At 65.5% G+C, this 23,506-nt stretch carries 13 protein-coding genes; 4 read left to right on the top strand and 9 right to left on the bottom strand.

Annotated features, from left to right (window positions below; translation table 11 throughout):
* Window positions 1-3: 3 nt before the first annotated feature.
* Complete coding sequence (gene eat, locus WIMU1_RS03865) at window positions 4-1,413, bottom strand: ethanolamine permease (protein ID WP_062795186.1); 1,410 nt, start codon at window positions 1,411-1,413, stop codon at window positions 4-6.
* 33 nt (window positions 1,414-1,446) lie between these two features.
* On the bottom strand, window positions 1,447-2,628 hold the full coding sequence (locus WIMU1_RS03860; protein WP_062795185.1) for a N(5)-(carboxyethyl)ornithine synthase: 1,182 nt from the start codon (window positions 2,626-2,628) through the stop codon (window positions 1,447-1,449).
* Window positions 2,629-2,841: 213 nt separating this feature from the next.
* On the opposite strand from WIMU1_RS03860, the gene WIMU1_RS03855 reads away from it, so the two are divergent.
* Window positions 2,842-3,642, top strand: coding sequence for an exodeoxyribonuclease III (locus WIMU1_RS03855; RefSeq protein WP_062795184.1), 801 nt, complete (start codon window positions 2,842-2,844; stop codon window positions 3,640-3,642).
* A gap of 10 nt (window positions 3,643-3,652) precedes the next feature.
* Here WIMU1_RS03855 and WIMU1_RS03850 read toward each other — a convergent pair whose 3' ends face one another.
* Together WIMU1_RS03850 and WIMU1_RS26090 are read right to left on the bottom strand one after the other, a co-directional pair.
* Window positions 3,653-4,090, bottom strand: coding sequence for a MarR family winged helix-turn-helix transcriptional regulator (locus WIMU1_RS03850; protein ID WP_023955497.1), 438 nt, complete (start codon window positions 4,088-4,090; stop codon window positions 3,653-3,655).
* A gap of 181 nt (window positions 4,091-4,271) precedes the next feature.
* A complete protein-coding gene (locus WIMU1_RS26090; RefSeq protein ID WP_156045404.1) occupies window positions 4,272-4,436 on the bottom strand; it encodes a hypothetical protein in 165 nt (54 codons plus the stop codon).
* Between the two features lie 56 nt (window positions 4,437-4,492).
* Between WIMU1_RS26090 and WIMU1_RS03845 the strand changes: the two genes are divergently transcribed.
* The 3 genes from WIMU1_RS03845 (at window position 4,493) to WIMU1_RS03835 (ending at window position 7,559) form a co-directional block, all read left to right on the top strand.
* Window positions 4,493-5,194, top strand: coding sequence for a siderophore-interacting protein (locus WIMU1_RS03845; protein WP_062795183.1), 702 nt, complete (start codon window positions 4,493-4,495; stop codon window positions 5,192-5,194).
* Window positions 5,195-5,214: 20 nt separating this feature from the next.
* On the top strand, window positions 5,215-6,198 hold the full coding sequence (locus tag WIMU1_RS03840; protein WP_062795821.1) for an ABC transporter substrate-binding protein: 984 nt from the start codon (window positions 5,215-5,217) through the stop codon (window positions 6,196-6,198).
* Window positions 6,199-6,266: 68 nt separating this feature from the next.
* Window positions 6,267-7,559: a SagB family peptide dehydrogenase gene (locus WIMU1_RS03835; RefSeq protein ID WP_174548706.1), complete on the top strand. Its 1,293-nt coding sequence runs from the start codon at window positions 6,267-6,269 to the stop codon at window positions 7,557-7,559.
* Window positions 7,560-7,593: 34 nt separating this feature from the next.
* Here the strand turns inward: WIMU1_RS03835 and WIMU1_RS03830 are convergent, their stop codons facing one another.
* The 5 genes from WIMU1_RS03830 to WIMU1_RS03810 all read right to left on the bottom strand — a co-directional run bounded on the left by WIMU1_RS03830 (window position 7,594) and on the right by WIMU1_RS03810 (window position 23,498).
* Window positions 7,594-12,153 (bottom strand): non-ribosomal peptide synthetase, encoded by a 4,560-nt coding sequence (locus tag WIMU1_RS03830; protein ID WP_062795817.1) that lies wholly within the window; start codon window positions 12,151-12,153, stop codon window positions 7,594-7,596.
* The gene (locus WIMU1_RS03825; protein WP_062795182.1) at window positions 12,150-18,089 is read right to left on the bottom strand and encodes a non-ribosomal peptide synthetase; all 5,940 of its coding nucleotides are present in this window, start codon (window positions 18,087-18,089) and stop codon (window positions 12,150-12,152) included. The genes WIMU1_RS03830 and WIMU1_RS03825 overlap by 4 nt, the downstream gene beginning before the upstream one ends.
* 45 nt (window positions 18,090-18,134) lie before the next feature.
* Window positions 18,135-18,860, bottom strand: a complete 726-nt coding sequence (locus tag WIMU1_RS03820; protein ID WP_133248644.1) for an MTB12 C-terminal domain-containing protein — start codon at window positions 18,858-18,860, stop codon at window positions 18,135-18,137.
* A gap of 113 nt (window positions 18,861-18,973) precedes the next feature.
* Window positions 18,974-22,171, bottom strand: coding sequence for a nocobactin polyketide synthase NbtC (nbtC, locus tag WIMU1_RS03815; protein WP_084248060.1), 3,198 nt, complete (start codon window positions 22,169-22,171; stop codon window positions 18,974-18,976).
* On the bottom strand, window positions 22,164-23,498 hold the full coding sequence (locus tag WIMU1_RS03810; RefSeq protein WP_062795180.1) for a beta-ketoacyl [acyl carrier protein] synthase domain-containing protein: 1,335 nt from the start codon (window positions 23,496-23,498) through the stop codon (window positions 22,164-22,166). The genes nbtC and WIMU1_RS03810 overlap by 8 nt, the downstream gene beginning before the upstream one ends.
* Between the last annotated feature and the right edge of the window lie 8 nt (window positions 23,499-23,506).

Here is a 23,506-nt window from a genome sequence, read left to right as displayed (position 1 = left end):
CCCTCATTCCATTTCTTTGTCGACCTCGGCAAGCAGGGCGAACTCCTCGTCGGGCGAGGACGCCACCAGGTGCTTGCGGCTGTACAGGCCAAAGTAGGCCATGAACGCGACGAACGCTGCCAGACACCACAAAGCAGCGGTGGTGTCGACCAGGAAGGTGGCGATCACCGATGCCACCGCGATGACCAGCGCGAATCCGGTGGTGACGATGCCTCCGGGCGTCTTGTACGGCCGTTCCATCTCGGGCTCGCGAACGCGCAGCACGATGTGGCTCACCATCATCAACACGTAGCTCAGCGCCGCCCCGAAGACCGCCATGTTGAGCAGGATCGCACCCTCACCGGTGAAGGTCAGGGCGAACCCGATGACACCCGGGATGATCAGCGCCCAGGTGGGCGCCTTGCGGCTGTTGGTCACCGACAACACGGTCGGCAGGTAGCCCGCACGCGACAGCGCGAAGAGTTGACGCGAGTATGCGTACATGATCGAGAAGAAGCTCGCGACCAGGCCGGCCAGCCCGATGTAGTTGACGACGGTCGCGGTGGTGCCGTTGAGCGCGTCGACCAGCGGGTTGGCAGACTCCCCCACACCCTGGGCCCCGAGGGCCCCGGTGGCGAGGAACAACACCAGCGCGCAGGTCAGGAGCAGTACGCCCATTGCGGCGATGATGCCCCGCGGCACGTTCTTCTCCGGGTTCTCGGCTTCCTCCGCAGCGAGCGGAACACCTTCGATCGCGAGGAAGAACCAGATCGCGAAGGGAAGCGCAGACCAGATGCCCAGGTATCCGAACGGCATGAAATCCGACGATCCCGCGGCGTCGGGATCCGGGGCGATGTCGGTGAGCAGACCCGCGTCGAACTTGCCGAGGGCGGCGATCCCGAAGATCACCAGGCCGACCAGTGCGACGGCGGTGATCACGAACATCGCCTTGAGTGCTTCACCGGCCCCGACCAGGTGGATGCCGATGAAGACCACGTAGACGGCCAGGTAGACCCACCAGCCATCGGAGATGCCGAACAGGTCGAGCGATTCGACGTAACCCCCGATGAAGGTGGCGATCGCAGCAGGCGCGATGGCGTACTCGATGAGGATGGCCGTGCCCGTGGCGAAACCACCCCACGGGCCCATCGCCCGACGGGCGAAGGTGTAGCCACCCCCGGCCGCGGGCAACGCAGAGGACATCTCGGCCATGCCGAGGACCATCGCGAGGTACATCGCCGCGATGATGATCGAGGCGATGAGCAGTCCACCGAAGCCACCCTCGAGCAGCCCTGCATTCCAGCCGGCGTAGTCGCCAGAGATCACATAACTCACGCCGAGCCCGGCCAGCAGCACCCAGCCGGCCGTGCCCTTGCGTAGTTGACGCTTTTCGAGATAGTCGGAGGTTTCCGACTGTGCAACGGTTTCAGTCATGCCGCAAGGTATCCGGCGACTGAAACCGCACCGTTAGCGTGAGTTTTCGTACGTGTTTCGTCTTTCGGCAGCTTCCACCCCATGCGGGAATTCGGCGGACCGATGCTGGAACGAGAGAATGTTCGGATTCTTGATGACACCCTCACGGATCTCGATTGCCCGGAACACGGTCGGGACACGGTCCCACGCTGCGGGCCCCTGCAGGATCGTCTCGAGATGCGGCAGCAGCGCCGAACTGATCTCCCACGTGGCCGAGTCCCACAGATACGACGGACTGTGGTCCACCGCGTAGTACAGAACGTTGTTGCCGACCATGAACGAAGGATCGGTGAAGGTGGTGGGCCGCGCCCAGCTGAAGCCCATTCCTTCGTCGCACGACACGTCGACGATGATGCTGCCGGGCGCGAAGCCAGCCAGATCGGATTCGTCCAGGAACGTCAACGGCATGTCGGTGTTCTGCAGGACGCAGTTGACAACGATGTCGTTGCCGGCGAGGAACTCGGCCACCGGGACCCGCCCGTCTGCCGACTCGGCCCACATGCCCTGGGGCTCGCCCGATTCACCGTGCTCTAGCTGGACGATCTGGGTCGAGTGGATGGGTGAGCCGACGGCCGCGACGTCACGGTTCGTCAACACGGTGACGTCGTCGACACCGTGGGCGTTCAGTGCGGTCACTGCGCCACGCGCGGTGGCGCCGAACCCGATCACGGTCGCCTTGAGCCTGCGGCCGTAGTCACCCGTCTTGCCCGCCAACTCGAGCGCGTGCAGCACCGAGCTGTATCCGGCAAGTTCGTTGTTCTTGTGGAAGACGTGCAGCGCGAAGCCGCCCTCGGCGGTCCAGTGGTTCATCGCCTCGAAGGCGATGAGCGTCAGTCGCCGGTCGATCGCGACCTGCGTCAGCGCCTCGTCCTGCACGCAATGCGGCCATCCCCAAACTGTTTGTCCCACACGCATATCCAGAAGATCGGTGGCCTGGACCTTGGGGAGCAACACCACGTCGCAGTCGGCGATGAGCTGCTCACGGGTGCCGATGTTGCCGACCAGCGGGCGCAGGTCGGCATCGGTCACCCCGAAATGCCGGCCATAGCCGTGCTCCAGCGAGATCCGACTCCGCACGCCCGGCTCGATCTTGCGGAAGTGCTGAGGATGAATCGGTAGCCGTCGTTCGTTTTCTTTTGCCGAGTGAGCGAGTATGCCGATCGAAAGATTCTGCAAGTCAGCGCTTTTTGTTGCCGCTGAAGATGGTCTCGCCCGGGGCGGACTCGGTCTTGCCCTTCTTGATGGCACGCTTTTCTTTGAGGGACTTGCCGGACTTCTTTGACATTCCTTGACGGGGCGATTTGTCGGCCATGTGGCGATCCCTTGATTGAGAACCTGATAGGTCCCGGTGTCGCCAGCCTACCCCTCCGGTATGAAAAACTCGGAGGCATGCGTATCGCCACCTGGAACGTCAACTCCATCCGGGCCCGGAGTGAACGGGTCGTCGATTGGCTCGAACGGGCCGACATCGATGTGCTGGCCATGCAGGAGACCAAGTGCAGCGATGACCAGTTCCCCGCCATGGGGTTCGCGGCGGCAGGATATGACCTCGCCACGATCGGGTACAACCAGTGGAACGGCGTGGCCATCGCGTCGCGGGTCGGGCTGACCGACGTCCGCACCGCATTCGACAACCAGCCGGGATTCAGCAAGGACGCCGACGTGGATCCCGCGGTCGAGGCCCGGGCCATCGGTGCCACGTGTGGTGGGGTGCAGGTGTGGAGTCTCTACGTGCCCAATGGCCGCAGCCTCGACGACCCCCACTACACATACAAGCTGGAATGGCTTGCTGCGCTGCGTGATACTGCGGCGGGATGGCTCACCGACGACCCGACGGCGCAGATCGCGCTCACCGGGGACTGGAACATCGCCCCCACCGACGACGATGTCTGGGACCCCGCACTCTTCGCCGACAAAACACACACATCCGAGCCCGAGCGCAAGGCGTTCCGTGCGGTGGTCGATGCCGGGTTCTCTGATGTGGTGCGCCCCCACACACCTGGCCCGGGGGTGTACACGTACTGGGACTACACACGGTTGCGGTTCCCACGCAAAGAGGGGATGCGCATCGACTTCGCACTCTGTTCACCGGCGCTGTCCGCTCGGGTGACCGGTGCCGAGATCGACCGTCAGGAACGAAAGGGCAAGGGCGCCAGCGATCACGCGCCCGTGATCGTCGAACTCGGCTAGGACGGGCGGGTCACTGGTCGCGGTCTTCCACCAACTCGTCGGCGACCACGCGCAGGGTGCGGCCCAGCACTTCGCGCTCGGCGGAATCGAGTCCGTCGAGTGCCTTCTCCAGAGCCTGGATACGACGCGATCGGCTGCCGTTCACCAGTTCGTTTCCGGCGTCACTGAGGGCGAGCAGACTCGCCCGGCCATCGGCCGGGTCGGCGGTCCTGGCCACCAGACCGTCCCGTTCGAGAGCGGTCACGATCCGCGACATCGTTGGCACCGTGACGTTTTCACGTTCGGCCAGTTCGGAGAGCCGGATCGGCGCCTCGGCGGCCATCAGGACCCACATCGCCGACAACGCACTGAGAGGCTGCGAATGCTGGCCGGTCCGCTGACGCAGTGCCCGGGTGATCCTGGTCAAATCGCGGTACAGCGACGATGCGGTGGTGGTCTGGCCAGTCATGACTTCGATCCTGTCAGTTCGGTACTCGGCGCCTTCGAGAGATCATCGTTCACTGAGCTCTTCGGCGCCATCGGAGGACGCCACGGACGCAGTGACCATCATGACGGTCGTCGGCGGCATCCGACCACCCCTCACACAAACTCGTCACCGGGGCGACACAGCCTGTGCAACTGACGGCGGTTCACCGGGTGTGGAGGATGAGGATCAAGACGAGCCCGCTGGTCACGATCAGGGCGGCGACCACGGCCGAGACCCCGACAGCCACGAGAACGGTCGCCGTGTTGACGCCTGATTCCGGTTCGACGGCCCGGATCTCTTGCGTCGGATCGTCGTCTTGCGGCTGCATTTGCCCATTACAACACGGCAACCCGATTCATAGGGAGCTTAGGCTAAGCTCACCCCATGACCAGAGGACTGTCCGGTTTGGCCCTCAAGGCGTTCGGGGCGAACGACTACCGACTCACGGTGACAGGCAATCAGCAGATCACCGACCGCTACATCCGTCTCGGATTCGCAGCCGGGGGGTTGCTGGAACACCACCCGAGTCACCCGACCCAGTGGATCCGGCTGTGGATCCCGAACGGTGACAAGGTGCAGCAACGGGGATACACCCTCGTCGACCCCGACCCGGCGGCCGACCGCTTCGACATCGAGTTCGCGCTCCACCCCGGCCCGGCATCGGACTGGGCGACCTCCGCGGTGGCCGGCGACGAGATCGACGCGTCGGTGATGGGTTCGAAGTTCGAGATCCCCACACCGCCCCCAGCCGAGTACCTCCTGTTCGGCGACCCCGCGTCCCTGCCTGCGATCAACTCGCTGCTCGACGTCGTCGGCGACGTGCCGGTGCGCGTCTGGCTCGAGTGCCAGCACGACTCGGATCGCGATCTACCGCTGCGCTCCACTCCCCGCACAACCGTGCAGTGGCTCGACCGCGGAGACAAGGGGCAGGCTCTGCGGAAGGCCGCGAGCGAGTTGAGTTGCGGCCCAGGGGCATACGCATGGGTTGCCTGCGAGTTCCACACCACGCGCGACATCGTCAAGTCGCTCAAGTCGATACACAAGATCCCCAAGTCCGCGATCAAGTCGCAGGCCTACTGGAAATGACCGTCAGCGAAAGAGTGCAGATGCCCACCCGCTTCAACCGTCTCGGGGCCCCGGCCCTCACCGCAGTGTTCGCCGTCTTGATCCTGCTGATCTCCGCGTGCAGTTCCCCCGAGGAGAAGGACGACTCCGCAGGCGGTCCCATCCAGGTGAACACCTCGATGGGTCAGGTCACCATCGACGGCACGCCGGAACGGATCGTCACCCTCGGTACCCAGTGGACCGATGTTGCCCTCGCGTTCGGTGTGACGCCGGTGGCCTACCTCGACAACGTCGAATTGCTCACCAAGGAACCCACGCCGTGGGTGGGCGAGCGCCTTGCCTCGTCGCAGTCGGTGGACCCTGCTCGTGACGTCGCCAGTCAGGTCGCCTCCGTCGATCCACAGCTCATTTTGTCGACGAACTTCGGCGAACAGCAGGAGACCTACGAGAAGCTGAGCAAGCTCGCCCCCACCATCCCGTCGATCACCGGCCAGCAGGTCGATCCGTGGGAGGACATGGTGACCTTCATGGGCACCGTGCTGCGCCAGCCCGACAAGGCCAAGGAGATCATCGATGGCGTCCACGCCAAGGTCGACCAGATCAAGCAGGACCATCCCGGGCTGAACGGCAAGACCTTTTCGCTGGCATACATGTTCACCAACGATCAGATTCAGGTCTTCGGTGACCCCAATGACGGTGCGGCCACCCTGTTCTCGTCACTCGGTATGGCGATGGCCCCCAGCCTGCTCGAGACGTTCAAGAAGAACGGCGAACCGCGTTTCCCGATCTCCACCGAGAACGTGCCGCTGATGAACTCGGATCTGCTGGTGGTGACGGCCAATTCACCGCAGATGCGGGGCGCCCTGGAAAGTCTGCCGGGATACAAGAACCTGACCTCGGTCAAGGACAAAGCCGTGTCGTGGCTCAGTGTCGCCGAGATCAGCGGCATCAATCAACCGTCGCCGCTGTCGCTTCCGTACGTCCTCGACAAGATCACGCCCGCATTCGACGCCGCTGCCAAGTGACCGGGGCGAGCCCACCCTCGGTGGGTGACCTGCAGTTCGTCTACGCCTTCCGGCCGGGGGCGTCCTGCATGACCGGACCCGGCGGCGTGGCGGTGTTGTTGCCCGACAAACAGCGCCTCACCGGGCTGTCACCCGAACAGATCCGACTTCTCAAAGCGCTGGGCCGAGAACCCACCCAACTCGACCCGGCCGACACCCGTGTCAGCCCTCTGCTCGATCGACTCGTCGCGGCCGGACTGCTGACGGTCACCGTCCGGTCGGGCGGAGTGGACCTGTACTCGCTGCTGCCTTTCGCGCCGCCGCCGCCGCGAACGACCCCCGAGGCCGGCCGGTTACCGATCACCCTCTCGAAGTTCGCCGTGATCCATCGGAACGACGACCGTTGTGTGGCAGAACATCCGATGTCGTGGTGTGACATCGAGATACACGACGGGCGGGTGCTCGCGGCCATCGCAGGGCTGTCCGCCACCGGGGAGCTCTCTCCCGATGCCCTGTCCAGGTTGGCCGACGACCTGGGTTGGGCGGGCTTTGTCACCGACCCGCGATCCGAGCACGACGACTTCGCCACCCGCAGTTGGGGTCCACACGAATTGTGGTTCCACCGCCGGAGCACGTTCGGTGTGCGCACACGAGACTGGGGACGCTTCGGCCCGACCAAATGGGCGGCCGGCACGTTCCCTCCACTGCCCGCTCGCAAGACCGCCTATGCAACAGACCCGATCGCCCTGCCTTCCCCTGACCTGGACAGCCTGCGCGTCGCCGGGGACTCACTCACCGCCGCGATCGAGGACCGCACCTCGTGTCGAGACTTCGCGGCTCAGTCCCCGCCCACCGTCGACCAACTCGGAGAGTTCCTCTTTCGCACGGCACGGAACCGGACGCTGCGGGTGATCGGGGACGAGGAGTTCCCGTCAAAGCCGTTCCCGTCGGGCGGGGGTCTGTACGAGATGGAGGTGTATCCCGTTGTGCGACAGGTACACGGACTCGCTCCAGGGATGTACCACTACGACGCATTCGATCACGCGTTGCGTCCGGTGGCCGCCATCGACCATCCGGCGATCAGCCGGCTGCTCACCCCGTCGTCACTGACTCTCGCCGACGGACAGCTGCCGCAGATCCTGTTCGTCTTCGCCGCACGCGTAGGACGGGTGATGTGGACCTACGAGCAGATTCCTTACGCAGTCATGCTCAAGCATGTCGGGGTGCTGACCCAGACGATGTCGCTGGTGGCCACCGACATGGGCCTGGGGTCGGTGGCGCAGGGCTACTGCGACACTGCCGCATTCGCCGAACTGGCCGGGGTCGATGAGATGATCGAATGTGCCATGGGCAGTTTGGTACTCGGCTCCCCGCGTCGGTGACTCGAACAGCCCAGTCGCGGAACGAGAACCGACGTCAGAGGGCGCGGGCGAGCGCGGCCACGGACTCCTGCCAGATACCGGCGAGATCGTCGGCTTGCCTGGCGTTCATCAGCGACTCACTCCAGCGCAGGCTGGTGACCAACTGCGGCCCCTCGGCCGTGCCCCGGACCACCGCGACCACGTCCAGTGCGTACCGGAGCGGCAACTCGGGTTCTGGAGCGGTGGGCAGATGGCCGTTGAGTTCGAGGTCGGTGATGGCCGACCACGCTCGGGGGTTGTCCGTCGCTCCGGCCGAGCTCAGATCGAACCGGCCGAGATAGTTGAACTCGATCTGCGGGTCGGCGAGATCCACGAGTCCCGCAACCCGCTCGACATGGCGCAGCAAGCCATAATCGATCCCGCGACGCGGGATGGCGTTGACATGCGAGGTGACCGAATCCAACAGGGCAACTGCGACTTCCGGGGCGCGTGTGACCGCGTCGAGGTCGACCGGCTTGCCCGCACCGAGCCGTACCGGGAAGACGCTGGTGAACCACCCGACAGTCTCGGAGGTGTCCACTTCGCTTGCCACCACGCCGTCTTCGCGGCCGTGTCCCTCGAGGGCGATCAGAGCACCGCCGGTGTTGTCCTGCCCGTTGACCGTTCGCCACGTCGTCACGGCAATGGTGAGGGCAGTCAGCAGGAACTCGCGCATCCCGGCGTCCTGACCCGCCAGTTTCGCCAGCACGCGGCCGGTGATCTCGGTGGTGGTGTGTGCGTCGGTGGTCTGCAGGGACGACCAGTCGTCGACGGCCGGATCGGGTGCCCGCTCCCCGATCTCCGGATCGGGCCCCGCGAGTTGACCGATCCAATAATCCTGCTGCGCAAGAACGTCTTCGGATCCGCTCCGCTCGGTGAGCACGTGCGTCCAGCGTCGATAGGAGGTGGACACACGTCCCAGAACGGGCACCGATCCTTCGCTCAGCACGCGTCCGCACTCGGCGAGATCGCCGAACAGTATCTGCCAGGACACCGCATCTGTCGCCAGATGGTGGATGGCGAGGAGCAACACGTCGCCACCGACCGGGTTCTGCAATCGAACAGCGGCCATCATAGCGCCGGCTTCGGGGTCGATGCGTCCCGCTGCGATCCGGGCGGCGTCCTCGACTGCACGGCCCAGGTCTTCGCCGACCACAACCGTCTCGATGACGTCCGCCCCGCTCACCGACCCGATCTCTCGCGTCACGAGCCGGTGACCGGACGGATCGGAGTACAGCTTCGATCGCAGCATGTCGTGACGGTCGAGCAGCGCTTGCAGCACCGACTGCACGTCGCCGTCCGTCACACCCTCGGGCAATGCGATCAGGGTTGTCTGGGTGAACCGGCGGAAACGGCCGTACTCGTACATCCAGCGGACGATCGGCAGCGCAACCACCTCGCCGGGACCGTCGTGCTCGCCGTCGCCGTCGACCACGGCCACCTCACCGGCATCGATGGCCGCGGCAAGAGAGCGTACCGAGGGGTTCTCGAGAACCGCTCGTGGACTGACGTGCACGCCGAACCGTCTGAGCGCGTTCACCAGCGACATGGCGACGATGCTGTCCAACCCGAGATCGAAGAAGTCCTCGTCGACGCCTGGTGGGGGCCCGCCGATCAGTTCGGCGAACGCCGTGCACAGGGCTCGCTCGGTGTCCGTCGACGGCAGCGCATCGGCTCCTGTCCTGGCCGACAGTGCGTCTCGCGCCAGATTCGTCAGGATGTCGTTGTCCAGCTTACCGTTTGATGTCATCGGCAAGGACTCGAGCGTCAGCACTCGGGCGGGAAGCATATGGCTGGGCAGGCGTTCGGCGAGGAACGCACGAACCTGTTGATCCGAAATGGATTTCCCGACAACAAATCCGACCAGCGTGGCCCCAGCCGCACGTCGAAGCACCACCACCGCAGCCGTTTTCACACCCGGCACGCCGCGCAAGGCACTCTCGATCTCGCCGATCTCGATGCGGTATCCCCGGATCTTCACCTGACTGTCAGCCCGGCCGAGAAAGGTCAGCTTGCCGTCGGGCAGGTGCCGGACCAGGTCCCCGGTTCGATACATCCTGTCGCCGGTACCGGTGGGGTCGGCGACAAACCGGCCGGCGGTCATCCCGGGCTGCGCTGCGTAACCGCGGGTGACCTGCTCGCCGGCGAGATACAGCTCCCCGGCGACCCCACGCGGAACGGGACGTAGCGCAGAATCGAGAACGTGCGCCGTCATGCGGTCCACGGCCTGACCAACCGTGGGTGTGGGTGAATCCTTGACCGTTGCGACCACGGCTTCGACAGTGGTCTCGGTGGGTCCATAGCAGTTGTAGACGTCCAGATCGTCGAACTCTTGCAACTGTTTCCACAGCGCCGCACTGATGGCCTCGCCGCCGAGTGCCAGCACCGACAGCGGTGTGCGTGTGCTGTTCGCCGGGATCAGGCCGGCACCCGAGAGTTGCCCGAACATCGACGGGGACGTGTCGATCATGTCGACTCCGTGCGTGATGATCCCCTCGACCAGGGCGTCGGCATCACGCATGTCCTCCGAGTCGAACAGGTGGACGCTGTGCCCGTCGAGCAGACCGACCAGTGGCTGCCACGAAGCGTCGAAACTGAGTGACCACGCGTGAGCGATGCGCAACGGGCGGCCGAGGCGATTCTTCGCGGGCGCGTACACCCGGTCCCGGTGGTCGGCGAAGTAGCTCAGCACGGCGCCATTGGTACCGATGACACCTTTGGGTTCACCGGTCGAACCGGAGGTGAAGATGAGATAGGCGCTGAGGTGGGACTCGTCCGGCACCGATGGCGGCACGGGTTCTCGGCGTGCGATCGAATCGATCACCGCCGGGTCGTCGAGCCGCAGTACGGTGGTGGCACCGCCCAGGAGCTCCGCGGGCAGCACATCTGACCTGGTGATCACGAAAGCGGAGTTCGACTGTCGCAGAATCGATCCGATCCGTGCCGCCGGCAGCGCGACATCCACGGGGACGTATGCAGCACCGGCGGCCAGTACACCGAGGATCGAGATCACCGACTCGGCCGACCGCTCCAGCGCGATCGCCACCACGTCTTCCGGACCGACTCCACGGTGGCGGAGTTCCTGGGCCACACGCAGTGTGCGGTCGCGCAATTCGGCATAGGTGAACTGGGTGGTCGTGGTGGTGAGGGCGGTCGCTTCCGGGGTCACCGCGGCCTGGCGGAGGAACGCGGCAGCGATGGTTCCGGTGGGCACGTCATCGACGGCGGTACCGCGTTCCACGGCAGTGTGCTCGGTGGGTAACAGCACGTCGAGAGTATCGGGACCGGCAGACCCAGAATCGGGAATCTGCCTGAGCACGTGCAGGATCCGCTCGGCGATGTCTGCGGCGGGCAGGTGCGGAAGGGCCTCGTCGATGGCCTCGGCCATCACTACCAAGGAACCGTTCTGCAGGTATGTCGCGATGGTGAGTGGGTAGTGCGCGAGGCTCTCCATCGCCACGGGCAGAAACCGCGTCCCATCGCTGGTGCTGAGAGGTTCGGTCACCGCACCGATCGGGGCATTCTCGAAGACGAACAGGGTGTCGAAGAGACTGCCGTGCCCTGCGGCACGCTGCACCGCAGACAGACCGAGATAGCCGAGATCGCGCATGCGCGCAGAGTCTCGCTGCAGTGCCGCAAGACTTTCTGCCACCGATGTGCCGGGTTCGAAGACGACCACAGAGGGAACAGTGTTGATGAACAGACCGATCATGCCCTCGACGCCTGGCAGGGAGTCCGGCCGACCCGAGATGGTGGTGCCGAACACCACGTCACGCCGATCGGTCAGCCGTCCCAACACCACTGCCCAGGCGTATTGGACAACGGTGTTCACCGTCAGACCCTGGGTCCGTGCCCACGATGTCAGCCTGGTGGTGTCGGACCGGTTCAGCTGAACTCTCGTGCGCCGGGGGACCGAATCCGGCTGGGCCCCGCGGCCTTCGGCCAGCATCACCGGACCACGTAACGGCGCGAGGTAGTCGACCCAACTCGCCAACGCGGAGTCATCGTCCTGGGCCGCCAGCCAGCCGATGTAGTCGCGGTATGGCCGCGGCAGAGGCAATGACCTGCCATCGCCGCCCGCCTCGTACACAGCCAACATCTCCTGGAAGAAGATCGCGACGGCCCATCCGTCCATCAAGATGTGGTGCGCGGTGATCAACAGTCGCCGGCGGTCGTCAGGCATGTTCACCAGCACCACACGCAGTGCGGGGCCCTGGGACAGATCGAACTTGCGTCGCCGCTCGGATCCGGCGATGGAATCGAACTCGTCCGGGGTCGCGGAACGCTCGGCCCACGGCAGTTCGACCCAGGTGGGAACGATCTGTACGGGTTTGGGGATGTCGCGGTCCCAGAAGGAGACCCGCAGGTTCGGGTGGCGCTCGAGGATCACCTCGACGCTTCTGCGCAACAACTCGGTGTTCACATCGCCGCTGATCTCGACGATGAATTGCATCGTGTACAGATCGAGGTCGTCGCCCGCGATCTCGGCGAGTGAGAAGAGGCCCTCCTGCAGTGGACTCAGTGCCAGAACATCCTCGATGGCGGGTGCGGGGCGATCGACCACGTCCTCGGTCATGAACCCGGTTTCCACGACGCGGTCAGGGCTGCCAGGGCGTCGTCACTCAACCCGGAGACAGACATCGGCGCATGGGTCGCTGCGGGGGCCTCGGGCCGGCCGGCTTCGGGGTCCTCATCCGATCCGGGAGCTGCGGCACGGGCCTCGTCGACTGCGGCGGCAACCTCGGCGATCGTGTGGTGATCGAAGATCATCTGTGGCGTGAGCGGGATGTTCTCGGCTGCAAGCTTTCCCGCGAGCTGGATGGAGATGACGCTGTCGCCACCGAGTGCAAAGAAGTTGTCATCACGACCCACGCCGTCGATGTCCAGCAACTCCGCGAGAACATCGCAGATCGCGCGCTCGGTGTCGGTCTGGGGCTGTTCGCCACCGCCGGCGACGCCCACGACCCCACCGGCCACCGTGGCCTCGGAATGCATCTGGAAGACAAGCGAACCGGTGCGGTCCCACCTCGCCCTGTCACCGGTGCACACAGGTCCCGACCCCGCCACCTGGACGTGGACGTCGCCCACCACCCCCGGCGGAACCGGGTCGAGGTGTGCATCGAGCACCAGTACCTTCGATCCTGGGGCCGGACGTCCGGAGTGGGAACCGGACAGTTCGCCCGTCACCACGATGGCGTCGGGATCCCCTGCCGTGTAACGGTACTCAGCAACCGAACCGGCAGACAGGGACCCGAGCGTCTCGCCCAGAGATGGTTGGGTGCTGACCGAGGCAGCCACCCAGGTCCGCACCGACGGCATCATCGACACCCCCGAGTGCGGGAGCATGCCGAGCATGTCCGGTGAAGCGACCACTCGCTGCGCCGACTGGCCGGCGATCACAGCGGCCAGTGCGGCTGGATCGGTTCGTTCGGAGTCGGTGGCGAGCACCACGGTTGCCCCGTCCGACAATCCGGCGAGGAGTTCCGAGACCATCACCGGGTCGCCGGAACGAACAGCGATCAACCGAATCGTGTCGGTGCTCGGAACCGGAAGCTGACACGGTTGTCCGCGCAGCGCATCGCGCACAACCGTGACGACATCGGACAGCGGGCCACCCGCGTTGTCGTTGCGTGCCAGATCATCGGCGAGGGAACGGTAGTCGAGGACATCGTCGCCCCGCCGGATCGCAATTGTGTCGCTGCCGGCAGGAAGGGCATTCATCCTGGCTCGGAAGGCCTCGACATCAAGCGGTCCTCCATCGCACCACTGGTCGAGAAGGCGGTGGCGTTCGTCGGCAAGAAGCACGTCCGCCTTCTCCACCGGGGTGTCCACGTGGTCGGCAAAGTGCCCGAGCATGACGATCATTCGGCGGGCCATCTCTTCGGCGGTGTCGCGATCGTAGAGATCCGTCGATGCCACCAGGCGTGCGGCCAGACCGCCATCGGCTTGCGAGGCGAAGATGATGTTCAGGTCGAGGAACGATGTCTCGAAGTCCACCGGCAGCAACGAGATCGTGGTTCCGTCGGTCAGTGCCGATGCACTGGAGGCACCGCTCTCTTCGCGGCCGTGCTCATCTCGGCTGTGCTCATCCCGGCCGTGCTCATCTCGAAAGTGCATCATTACCTGGAACAGTGGATTACGCGACCGGGTGCGGCGCGGGTTGAGCGCTTCGACGAGGCGCTCGATGGGCACGTCCTGGTTGGCGTACGCTCCCAGCGCTGCATCTCTCCCGCGGATGAGGACGTCGTGCAGCGTCAAGCTACCGCTGAAGTCGTTGCGTAACACCGCCATGTTCGCGAACAGTCCGACGATGTCGGCCGTGGCATCGTCGGTCCGGCCCGCGACCGGCGTGCCGATGGTGATGTCGTCGCCACCGCCCAGTTTGTGCAGCAGGGTCGCCACCGCAGAGTTCAGCAACATGAACTCGCTGACGCCGACGCGATCGGCCACCGCACGCAACTTCGCGCGCAGATCTGCGGGCACCGCGAAAGTCACGATCTCGCCGGTCTTTCCGAGCACCGCGGGCCGAGGACGGTCCGCTGCGACGGTGATGTGGTCGGGAATGCCCGCCAACGTCGACCGCCAGTACTCGAGCTGCGCATCACCCACGTCGTGCGCCACCGCGCCTGGTTCGAAGAGATCGCGTTGCCACAACGCGTAATCGCTGTACTGGATCGGCAGGGGCAGCCAGGGCGGCGCCGACCGATGACCGAGGCGGTGGCGGTAGGCGGTGGCCACGTCGGCCAGCAGCAGATTGAACGACCAGTGGTCGATCACCATGTGATGCACCAGGATCGACAGCACATGCGAGTTGTCGCCGAGTGAGAACAGCTCCGTACGGATCAGCCGTTCGGATTCGATCGCGAAAGTATGGCCGGCCACCCGGTCGAGTTCTGCACTGAGCCGCGCTTCCTTCTCGGCGATCGACGTGCCGTTCACCACCGTGAGTGGCAACACCGCGGGCTCGACGGGTCCGACAACCTGATACGGCACACCTTCTCGCTCGACAAACGTTGTCCGCAGAGCCGAGTGGCGAGCGATCACGTCGCCCAGTGCGTCGGTCAGGGCAGGCACATCGAGCGGACCATCGATCCGCACCGCCATCGGGATGTTCCCGACCGCACTGGGCCCTTCGAAGCTACGGGCGAACCACATCGCGAGCTGTGAGTACGACAGGGGCACGTGTTCTGGCGCCTCGGTGCGAGCAGAGATCGCGGGCCGTCGCGGTGCCCCGGTCAGAGACGATGACGCCGCAGCCTCCGCGATCGAACTGCTGCTGAGATCCCAGTCTCCGCCTTCGTCATCGTCATGCGCGTCGAGGTCGATGCCGAACTCGCTGCGCACCTGGGCCACAAGCCATGTCGCCAAGCCGGCAACGGTCGGCGTGTCGAACGGCGCCCGGACGTCGATGTCCACTCCGAACTCGGTCCGGATCTGCGTGACCAAGCGCGCCGCCAGCAACGAGTGCCCGCCGAGTTCGAAGAAGGAGTCGTCTGCGCCGATGTCATCGCGGCCGAACAGGGACGCGAACAGTGCGGCAACACGGATCTCGGTCGGGGTGGTGGGTGCACGTGACTCCGCGGGCCGGCTGCTCACCGGTTCCGGAAGTGCTCTGCGATCGAGTTTCCCGTGTGCGGTGAGTGGTATCTCGTCGATCACGGCAAAGCCGCTCGGCACCATGTATTCCGGCAACACCGACGCGGCGTGGTCCCGGACAGCTCCGATCTCGATGGTTTGATCACGTTCGGCGACAAGGTAAGCCGCCAGCGATGCGCCCACACGTGGATCGTCGGTGACGATGACCAGGGCACGCGCGACCGCAGGGTGGCCGGCGAGCGCGGACTCGACCTCGCCGAGTTCGATCCGGAAGCCGCGTATCTTCACCTGCTCATCGATCCGGCCGACGAACTCGATGTCGCCGTCGACGTTCCAGCGCGCGAGGTCGCCCGTCCGGTACAGCCGGCCACCCGGCGACATCGGATCGGCGACGAACCTCTCGGCGGTCAGCGCTGGACGGCCGAGGTATCCACGTGCGAGTTGCTCTCCGCCGATGTAGATCTCGCCGACCACTCCGGTCGGCACGAGTTGAAGTGCGGCGTCGAGGATGTACACCGTCACATTGCGGTTCGGCACACCGATCGGCACGATCCGGACACCCTGGGGTCCGTCGACCGGGTAGTGGGTGGCCGCGACAACCGCTTCGGTGGGGCCGTAGTTGTTGCGCAATTGGGCGTCGAACACCGTGCCGAACTTGTCTGCGATCTCACCGGGCAGCGCTTCTCCACCCACGGGTATCTGGCGCAGGGTGGTCCACTCGTTGACCCCGGGCAGCAACAGGAACATACCCAGCATGGAGGGAACCATGTGCATGACGGTGACGCCCTGGCGCACCAACAGGTCCGCCATGTACGGGATATCTTGCAAGCCATCGGATTTGGGGATCACCAGCGTGGCCCCGAGAGTGAGCGTGCAGAACACCTCGAACAGCGAGGCATCGAAGCTGACCGACGATGTCTGAACCAGCCGGTCCTCGGCGGTCATCCCGAATTGGGCATGGAAGCCGGCGAGATGGTCCGCGATCGCCGCATGGGGTACCGGGACACCTTTGGGCCGGCCGGTGGAGCCGGAGGTGTAGATGACGTACGCCAGACCAGCCGGGAGCAGAGGGCGGATCCGGTCCGCGTCCACCGGATCGACGACGGGCAGGGCCTCGGCTGCCTGCTCAGCAGCGGCCAGATCGGCCTGGGACAGCACGATTCGCGGCCTGGCGTCCTCGACGAGGAAGTCGATCCGGTCCTGTGGGTAGGACGGATCTATCGGAAGGTACGCGGCGCCAGCCTTGAGCACGGCGACCGCCGCCACGACGAACTCGACCGACGCAGCAAGACTCAGTGCCACAAGGTCTTCGGGTCCGATGTCGCGTGAGATGAACCAGCGGGCCAGACGGTTGGACCGGGCGTTGAGCTCGGCGTAGGTGAGGGTGTGGCTGTCGTCGATGATCGCGGGCTGGTCCGGATGTGCCCTGACCCGACTCTCGAACATCTCCGGCAGCGTGGCGGGTGTCGCGGAGACCTGATCACCGTGCGAACGCTCGATGATCTCCGCTCGCCCCTCCCCCAGGATGTCGAGATCGACGATTTGTGTGCTGGGCGACGCGACAGCCTGGTGGAGCAACCGAACGTAAGCGGCCAGCATGTCGTCCACGATCGCGTGGTCGAGCACATCCGCGAAGTACTCGGCTTCCACCGATGCGTCATCGCCATCGCGCACCACCGTCAGCCCGACGGGCATCTGGGTCACCGAGGCGGCCAGGTCGAGCTGTTCGGCCGTCACACCGTCGAGCGCGAACCCGACCGCGCTCTTGCGTGTCGAAAAGCTCAGTCGGACAATCTGTTCGAGACCGTCGCCACCAGACCGGTCCGGATTCAACTCGCGCACCACCCGGTCGATGCCGACATGCTGGTGACCGAAGGCACCAAGAGCGTTGTCTCGAGTGGCTGCGATGAGGTCGGCGAAGGGTGCCCGGGGGTCGATGGTCGTCCGCACCAGCACCGTGTTGCCGAAGTACCCGATCGCCCTGTCGGCGCCAGACTTCCGGCGGTCGGTGATGGGTACGGCCACCAAGAAGTCCGTCGCACCGGTGTACCGGTGGATCAATGTCCCGAAGGCTGCCAGCAGCACTGTGAAGGGTGTTGTCGAGGCCGCACGAGCGAGCTCGTTCACCGCCTCCATCACATCCGAGGGCATCGACCTGGAACCGCGGCCTGCGTTCTTGGACGCGACACCGGGTGTCTCCGCCGGCAGTTCGAGCCATTCAGGAGCCGGGCTCAGCAATTCGCGCCAGTATGCGATCGCTGGGTCGTCGACGGCGAGGGCGGCCGGATCGGTTGCCACGTCAAGGAACTGGGTCGGTGGCCGGTGTGCGGATCGCCCGTCATAGGCCGCATTCAGGTCGTCGAAGAAGACCGCCCACGAGTCGTCGTCCCAGCATATGTGGTGGACGACAAAGATGAACACCCACTCGTCGCGGCCGGTTCGGACCAGTGTCGCCCGCACCAGCACGTCCCGGGCGAGGTCGAACGGCCGCCCGAACTCACGTCGGGCGAGCACTTCGAGACGGCGAGAGCGACTCTGCTCCGCGAGATCGGTCAGGTCGTGTTCACTCCAGGGCACCTCGACGTGCTCGGCAGCAGACTGGTACGGGATCCCATCGTCGCCCACGCCGTAGGAGGTGCGCAGGATCTCATGGCGTCCGACCACGTCGGATAGCGCTGCCCGCAACCGATCGACGTCCAAGCGGCCCGACAACCGGTATGCCACACAGACGTTGAGGGTGGTGTCATCAGGGTCACGGGTCTGCAGGAACCACAGCCGCTGTTGCCCCACCGACAGCGGTGAGCGCTCACCGGCCGATCGAGTGCGAACCGGAGCGGTGACGTCGGATGCGAGGCCGCTCTCGACGAGCTTTCGGCGGAGCAGTTCTCTGCGGCGGGCTATCAGGTCTTCTGGCATGGAACGCCCCTAGCGATCACGGTCCGACGGTAGACGCAGGCGGCGCTACAGCGCGCACGGAACCTGCGCGTACCCGGCGACCTCACAGGCGCTGGTGTTCGACAGCTTCCACTTGTTGTCTTTCCACACCCAGGTCAGACCCATCGTCGCGTCGTTGAAACCCGGCGACGAGAGGATGAGGTTGGCGGACATGGTGTTTCCGTTGACGGTCACCGGTCCCGCGATCCGCCATTTCACACCGGCGGGCTCGAACGTCCGCAGCGTGTTGCCGATCCCCTCGCCCACCGGCACACCCCGGGTGCCGGCCTCGAGTTCGTCGGCTTTCTGCGCACTCGAACCGTTCAGCACCAATTTCAGTTTGTTCTGCAGTTCTCCTGCGGACAACGCCGCGGGCGCAGCCGTTTCGGCTGCGGGCGCCTCGGTTGTCGCCGGTGCCGCGGGGGCCTGTGGTGCGTAGCCGCCACCCGAGGTGGTGCCACCTCCGACCGCTGGTGCGGGTGCAGCGGCCGCGGTGGTCGGCGCAGGAGCGGCGGGCGCAGCGGTTGTCGGCTGAGCCGTGGCTCCAGCCTGCACGGTTCCCTGCGGGTTCGCCGCGGCCCCGAGATTCACCACGGTGGGTTCGGCAGAGTTCGACGCCGAATTGTCGGTGTCGACGGCAAACAAAACCCCCACCACACCGATGGACACTATGAGCGCAGAGATGACCGCCGACACACCGGCAGCCACGAACACTGTCGGCACGTTGACACTCGAGTTCGATTTCTCGGTCACCACATCTGCTTTCTGTTCACTTCATGATTTCCCCGCATGTACGCGCTATTGAACCACGACACGGGCTTAAATGGTAAGCCTGTCCTTACCTACATTCAGGAGTGCGATGACCGTTACCCGCCGACGGTGGTCTCAGACCCGACATCCATCAACCTGACCACCTCGTCGAACGATGCGCCGCCCAGGATCGCCTCCACCGGAAGGTCCCGATCGAGTTCGGATTTCACCCGGCGACGGAAATCGAGCGCCTGCAGCGAATCGAGCCCGAGCGCAACCAACGGCACGGTCCGGTCGATGTCAGCCCCGTCGATGCCCATCACGCGGTTGAGCTCGGTGACGACCAATTCGGCAAAAACCGCGCTGTCGGTCGGCGCAGCGGGCTTCTCGGGTGCGGCCGGTTCCGACGCCGTCGGCGAACCGGCCGCCACGGGCGAAGGCGTAGTCAGCACCACGGATGAAGCCAACTGAGCCGGGGTGCGTTCGGGGACCAGCCCGGCGATCAGGGGTCCGTGCCCGAACATGGACACGATGTCGTGTAGCTCGGCCCAGTCGGCCGCGGCGACGATCGTGTCCGCCGTCGCGCCGGTGAAGGCCACCGACAACGCGTCCGCGGGCCGCATGGGGATGACACCTGCCCCTTCGACCCGATCGACGCCGGCCGTATCGAGCGGACCCTGCACGTTCCACAACCCCCACTGCACCGACGCCGCCCGCATGCCCTGTTCGCGCAGGGTGCGCGCCAGCACATCGAGCATCCGGTTGCCTGTCGCGTACAGGATTTGTCCGCGGCCTCCGAGGGTTGCCGCGATCGATGAACACAGCACGACACGACATCGCGGTGCCAGCGGTGTCGCCGCCAGCACATGCATGAGGCCGACGACCTTCGATCGTGTCGCTGCCGCAACGAGATCGGGTGTGATGTTGCCGGATTCGGCGTCCACATAGTTCACCGCAGCGTGTACCACCACGTCCACCGGCTCGGTCACGTGATCGGAGACGAACTGCAGAACCGATGCCTCGTCACCGACGTCACACGCCACGACATCGACCCTCGCGCCACCCAGACTCCGGATGTGCCGCAATCGGCCTGCAGTGGAGGCGGTTTCACCTGATCGGCTGAGAAGGGTGATCCTTGTCGCGCCTCCCGCGGCGAAGTACTCACAGAACTCCAGACCCAGCTTGCCGGTTCCGCCGATGATCACCACGTGATCGTCGGGACCCGAACCGATGGCCGGATCGTCGAACCCGAGCGGTGCGGCGTCCCCGAGCACGGGTGCGGGGCGTCCGTCTACAGCGTCGACGTAGGCGAGGCGTTTTGCGTAGACCTTAGCGCCGCGCAGGGCCAGCTCTGATTCGGCAGCGATGTGCAGAGCGCCGATGACGGCGGAAGCCGACGGCGCACCGTCGTCGGGAAGATCGAGGTGCCGGAACGTCGTGCGCGGGTACTCGGCTGCCAGACAGCGGAATCCGGCGTTGGCAGCGGCATGAAACAGGTGTGGGACCGGATCGTCTGGCACCACGTGTTCGCCGGCTGCAGTCACCAGCCAGCATTCGGCGGCGTCGGTGACCGCGGCCGGCAGCCAGCCCCGGTTGCCGAAGAAGTCGGAGAGGTCCGCGATCGCGGCGGGCACGGTGTCGCCGGAACCACTCGGCAACAGGATCACCACCGAATCGAACTGCGCCGACCCCGACGATCCCTGCTGTCGGTACATGCTCGCGGTGGCGCCGTGGGCCGGCGCTGCGGCGCACAGGTCGGCGGCCCATTGCTCACACCGCCCGGTGTGGTCGACCAGCAGGATGGAACGCGGTGGCACCAGCGTGCGGCGCGCCAGTCGCATCCACGTCTCGGTGATGCGACGGGGAAACAGCGCCGAGTTTTCCTCAGGCACTGCCGATTCCAGTTCCTGCCCAGGCGCCAGATGCGAGGCCCACAGCGACCGCCGCGCCATCTGCACGTGAGGGAAATCGGGCAGCGGGGGTATGGGTTCCACGTCGTCGACAGCGAGGGACTCCCACCGATAGCCGGAGTCGTTCACGGCGACGGTGGCGAGATTGTGTGTGAACTCGCGCAGGTCTTCTGCGCTGCGACGCGACGTCCCGATCACGGGCATCGCCGCGTCAGGCGCTGCGGTCGCGATGTTCTCCTGGATGGCAAGCGCCAGGGTGGGGTGCTCGGCGATCTCGATGAAGGTGTCCGCCCCGCTGCGCACGGCGCCGCCGACCGCGAGATCGAACCTGACACGGTTACGAAGGTTCCAGAACCAGTAGTCCGACAGCGGTTGTGACGGCGACATCGTCTTGCCCAGGGTGCCACCGAAGCATGGGGTCGACGTCTCCGTGAATCTCGAGTTCTCGAGCTTGTCGGCCAGCGCCTCGCCGAGTTCGTCTCGGAATCTGCTGACGATGGAGGTGTGCGCCGGGTAGTCGACCCGGATCTCTTTCGCGAACTTTCCTGCGACAGTCAGTGTTCCGACCATGTCATGCACCGTCGAACGGTCACCCGAGATGCACAGGATGTGCGGGGAATTGACCACCGACAGCTCGGCCCACCCCGAATGTTCGGCCAGTAACGCCTCGCACTCATCACGGTCGATGGCGACCACCGCCATCGAGTAGCCGGTCGGCGAGAACTCGACGACCAGATTCGCCCGGGTGGCCACCACGTGGATGACGTCCGTCAACGACATCGCTCCTGAGATGTACGCCGCGGCGATCTCACCCTGGCTGTGCCCCACCGTCAGCATCGGTTCCACGCCGAACGAACGCCACATCTGCGCCAGGGCGATCATCTGCATCAGAAGCGCGGGCTGTACCACGCGAATGTCCTCGTGCACACGCCCATCCGCGTCGACCGAACGCTCCTGCTGATCGAGCAGATAGTCCCTGGGGGAGATGCCGTACAGGTCGACGAAGATGTCGTTCATTCTGTCGAGCTCGTCCCGGAATACCGGTGACGCGTCGTAGAACATCTTCCCCATACCGGGGTACTGACTGCCCTGCCCTGGAAAGACGAAAGCCGTTGTCCGCCTGGTCGCCGGGCCGCGGCCACGCACCACGTCCGGATGGTCGCCACCGTCCGCGAGCGCCTGCAGGCCGGCAGCGAGGCGATCCCGGTCGGAGGCCATCACCAGTGCCCGATGTCTGCGGACCACACGGGTGCGCATCAGCATTGCCGCGACAGCACTCGGGGTCACCGTCGGGTTGTCGCGCACATACGCCGACAACGCACCGGCCTCGGCCGCCAGGAGCTCCGGCGAATCAGCAGACAGAAGAACCGCGGTCCGGCCGTCGGGCAGGCGATGATCACGCATGGCGGGCTCCCGCGGTCTCGACGGCCACGGCACTTTCCGGCATCGCGACGATCGCATGCGCATTGGTGCCCGAGACCCCGAACGACGACACGGCGCCGTAGCGCACACCATCTTTCGGCTCCCAATATTCGAGGCCGTCGGCCAATCGGAGCGCCGAACTGTCCCAGTCGACCTTCGTGGTGGGCCGATCGGCGTGCAGTGTCGGCGCGATGTGCCCGTTGCCGCCGCAGAGCAGCATCTTGATCAGACCGAGCATCCCCGAGGCAGCCTGGGCGTGGCCGGCGTTCGACTTCACCGATCCTAGCTTCACCGTCCCGGCGCTCCCCTGCCCGTAGGTGTTCTGCAACGCGGTCAGCTCCATCGGGTCGCCGAGCGGTGTCCCGGTGCCATGCCCCTCGATCAGGCCGATATCGCCGGCCTCCACCTCCGCTGCCGCCAAGGTCTTCTCGATCAGGCGAACCTGCGCCGCCGCACTCGGCACCACGATCGGCATTCCCTTGCCGTTGTGGTTGATACGTGTTGCCAGCACACGCCCGTGGATCCGGTGTCCGAGAGCCCGCGCCCTGGATTCGCGTTCGACGACGACCACACCGGCCCCTTCACCCCACAGAGTTCCGGTGGCATCGGCCGCATACGACCGGCAATGTCCGTCCGATGCCAGCCCGTTGTTCTTGGAGAACTCGTAAAACGCAGCGGGAGAACCCATCACGCAAACGCCGCCGGCAAGCGCCCAATCACATTCGTCGTCGCGGACCGCTCCGGCAGCCAGATGCAGTGCCGTCAGCGACGAAGCACAGGCCGTGTCCACACTGATCGATGGACCGACGAGTCCGAGGCTGTGTGAGATCCTGCCGGCAACCGCGCCGAGCGCGGTTCCTGTGATGCGGTGACCGCTGAACTCGTTGACCTCGGCCGCTCGCGGGCCGTACTCGCTGATCGACACGCCCATGTAGCAACCGACCTCCGCATCCTCCAGAGAACCGGGGTTGATACCGGCGTCTTCGAGTGCGCGCCAGGCAACTCGCATGGCGACCCGCTGCTGAGGGTCCATCGCGATCGCTTCGCGTGGACTGATCCCGAAGAAGCCCGGGTCGAAATGCGATGCCCCGTCGAGGAATCCGCCGGCATCGGCGACGGCACTCCAGCCGTCGAGCCGGTGCAGGGCGAACAGCTCCTCGATCGGCCAGTCGCGGTCTCTGGGAAAAGGACCGATCAGCTCACGCCCGGCGACGAGCGCCGCCCAGAAGGCTCCCGCGTCCTCGATTCCTCCCGGCGCTTCCACGGCCATCCCGGAGATTACGATCGGATCGCTCGTGTTGGCTGACATCGACGGCT

The sequence above is a fragment of the Williamsia muralis NBRC 105860 genome, assembly GCF_001598915.1.
GTDB classification, from domain to species: Bacteria; Actinomycetota; Actinomycetes; order Mycobacteriales; family Mycobacteriaceae; genus Williamsia; species Williamsia muralis.
The sequence above is the reverse complement of the archived record's forward strand: the minus strand, read 5'-3'. Positions and strand labels throughout refer to the sequence as shown.

Bases quoted from the DNA above. Each gene is read 5' to 3' on its own strand.
- eat (WP_062795186.1), bottom strand. From the start codon at position 1,413: ATGACTGAAACCGTTGCACAGTCGGAAACCTCCGACTATCTCGAAAAG.
- WIMU1_RS03855 (WP_062795184.1), top strand. From the start codon at position 2,842: ATGCGTATCGCCACCTGGAACGTCAACTCCATCCGGGCCCGGAGTGAA.
- WIMU1_RS03850 (WP_023955497.1), bottom strand. From the start codon at position 4,090: ATGACTGGCCAGACCACCACCGCATCGTCGCTGTACCGCGATTTGACC.
- WIMU1_RS26090 (WP_156045404.1), bottom strand. From the start codon at position 4,436: ATGCAGCCGCAAGACGACGATCCGACGCAAGAGATCCGGGCCGTCGAA.
- WIMU1_RS03845 (WP_062795183.1), top strand. From the start codon at position 4,493: ATGACCAGAGGACTGTCCGGTTTGGCCCTCAAGGCGTTCGGGGCGAAC.
- WIMU1_RS03840 (WP_062795821.1), top strand. From the start codon at position 5,215: ATGCCCACCCGCTTCAACCGTCTCGGGGCCCCGGCCCTCACCGCAGTG.
- WIMU1_RS03835 (WP_174548706.1), top strand. From the start codon at position 6,267: ATGACCGGACCCGGCGGCGTGGCGGTGTTGTTGCCCGACAAACAGCGC.
- WIMU1_RS03830 (WP_062795817.1), bottom strand. From the start codon at position 12,153: ATGACCGAGGACGTGGTCGATCGCCCCGCACCCGCCATCGAGGATGTT.
- WIMU1_RS03825 (WP_062795182.1), bottom strand. From the start codon at position 18,089: ATGCCAGAAGACCTGATAGCCCGCCGCAGAGAACTGCTCCGCCGAAAG.
- nbtC (WP_084248060.1), bottom strand. From the start codon at position 22,171: ATGCGTGATCATCGCCTGCCCGACGGCCGGACCGCGGTTCTTCTGTCT.
- WIMU1_RS03810 (WP_062795180.1), bottom strand. From the start codon at position 23,498: ATGTCAGCCAACACGAGCGATCCGATCGTAATCTCCGGGATGGCCGTG.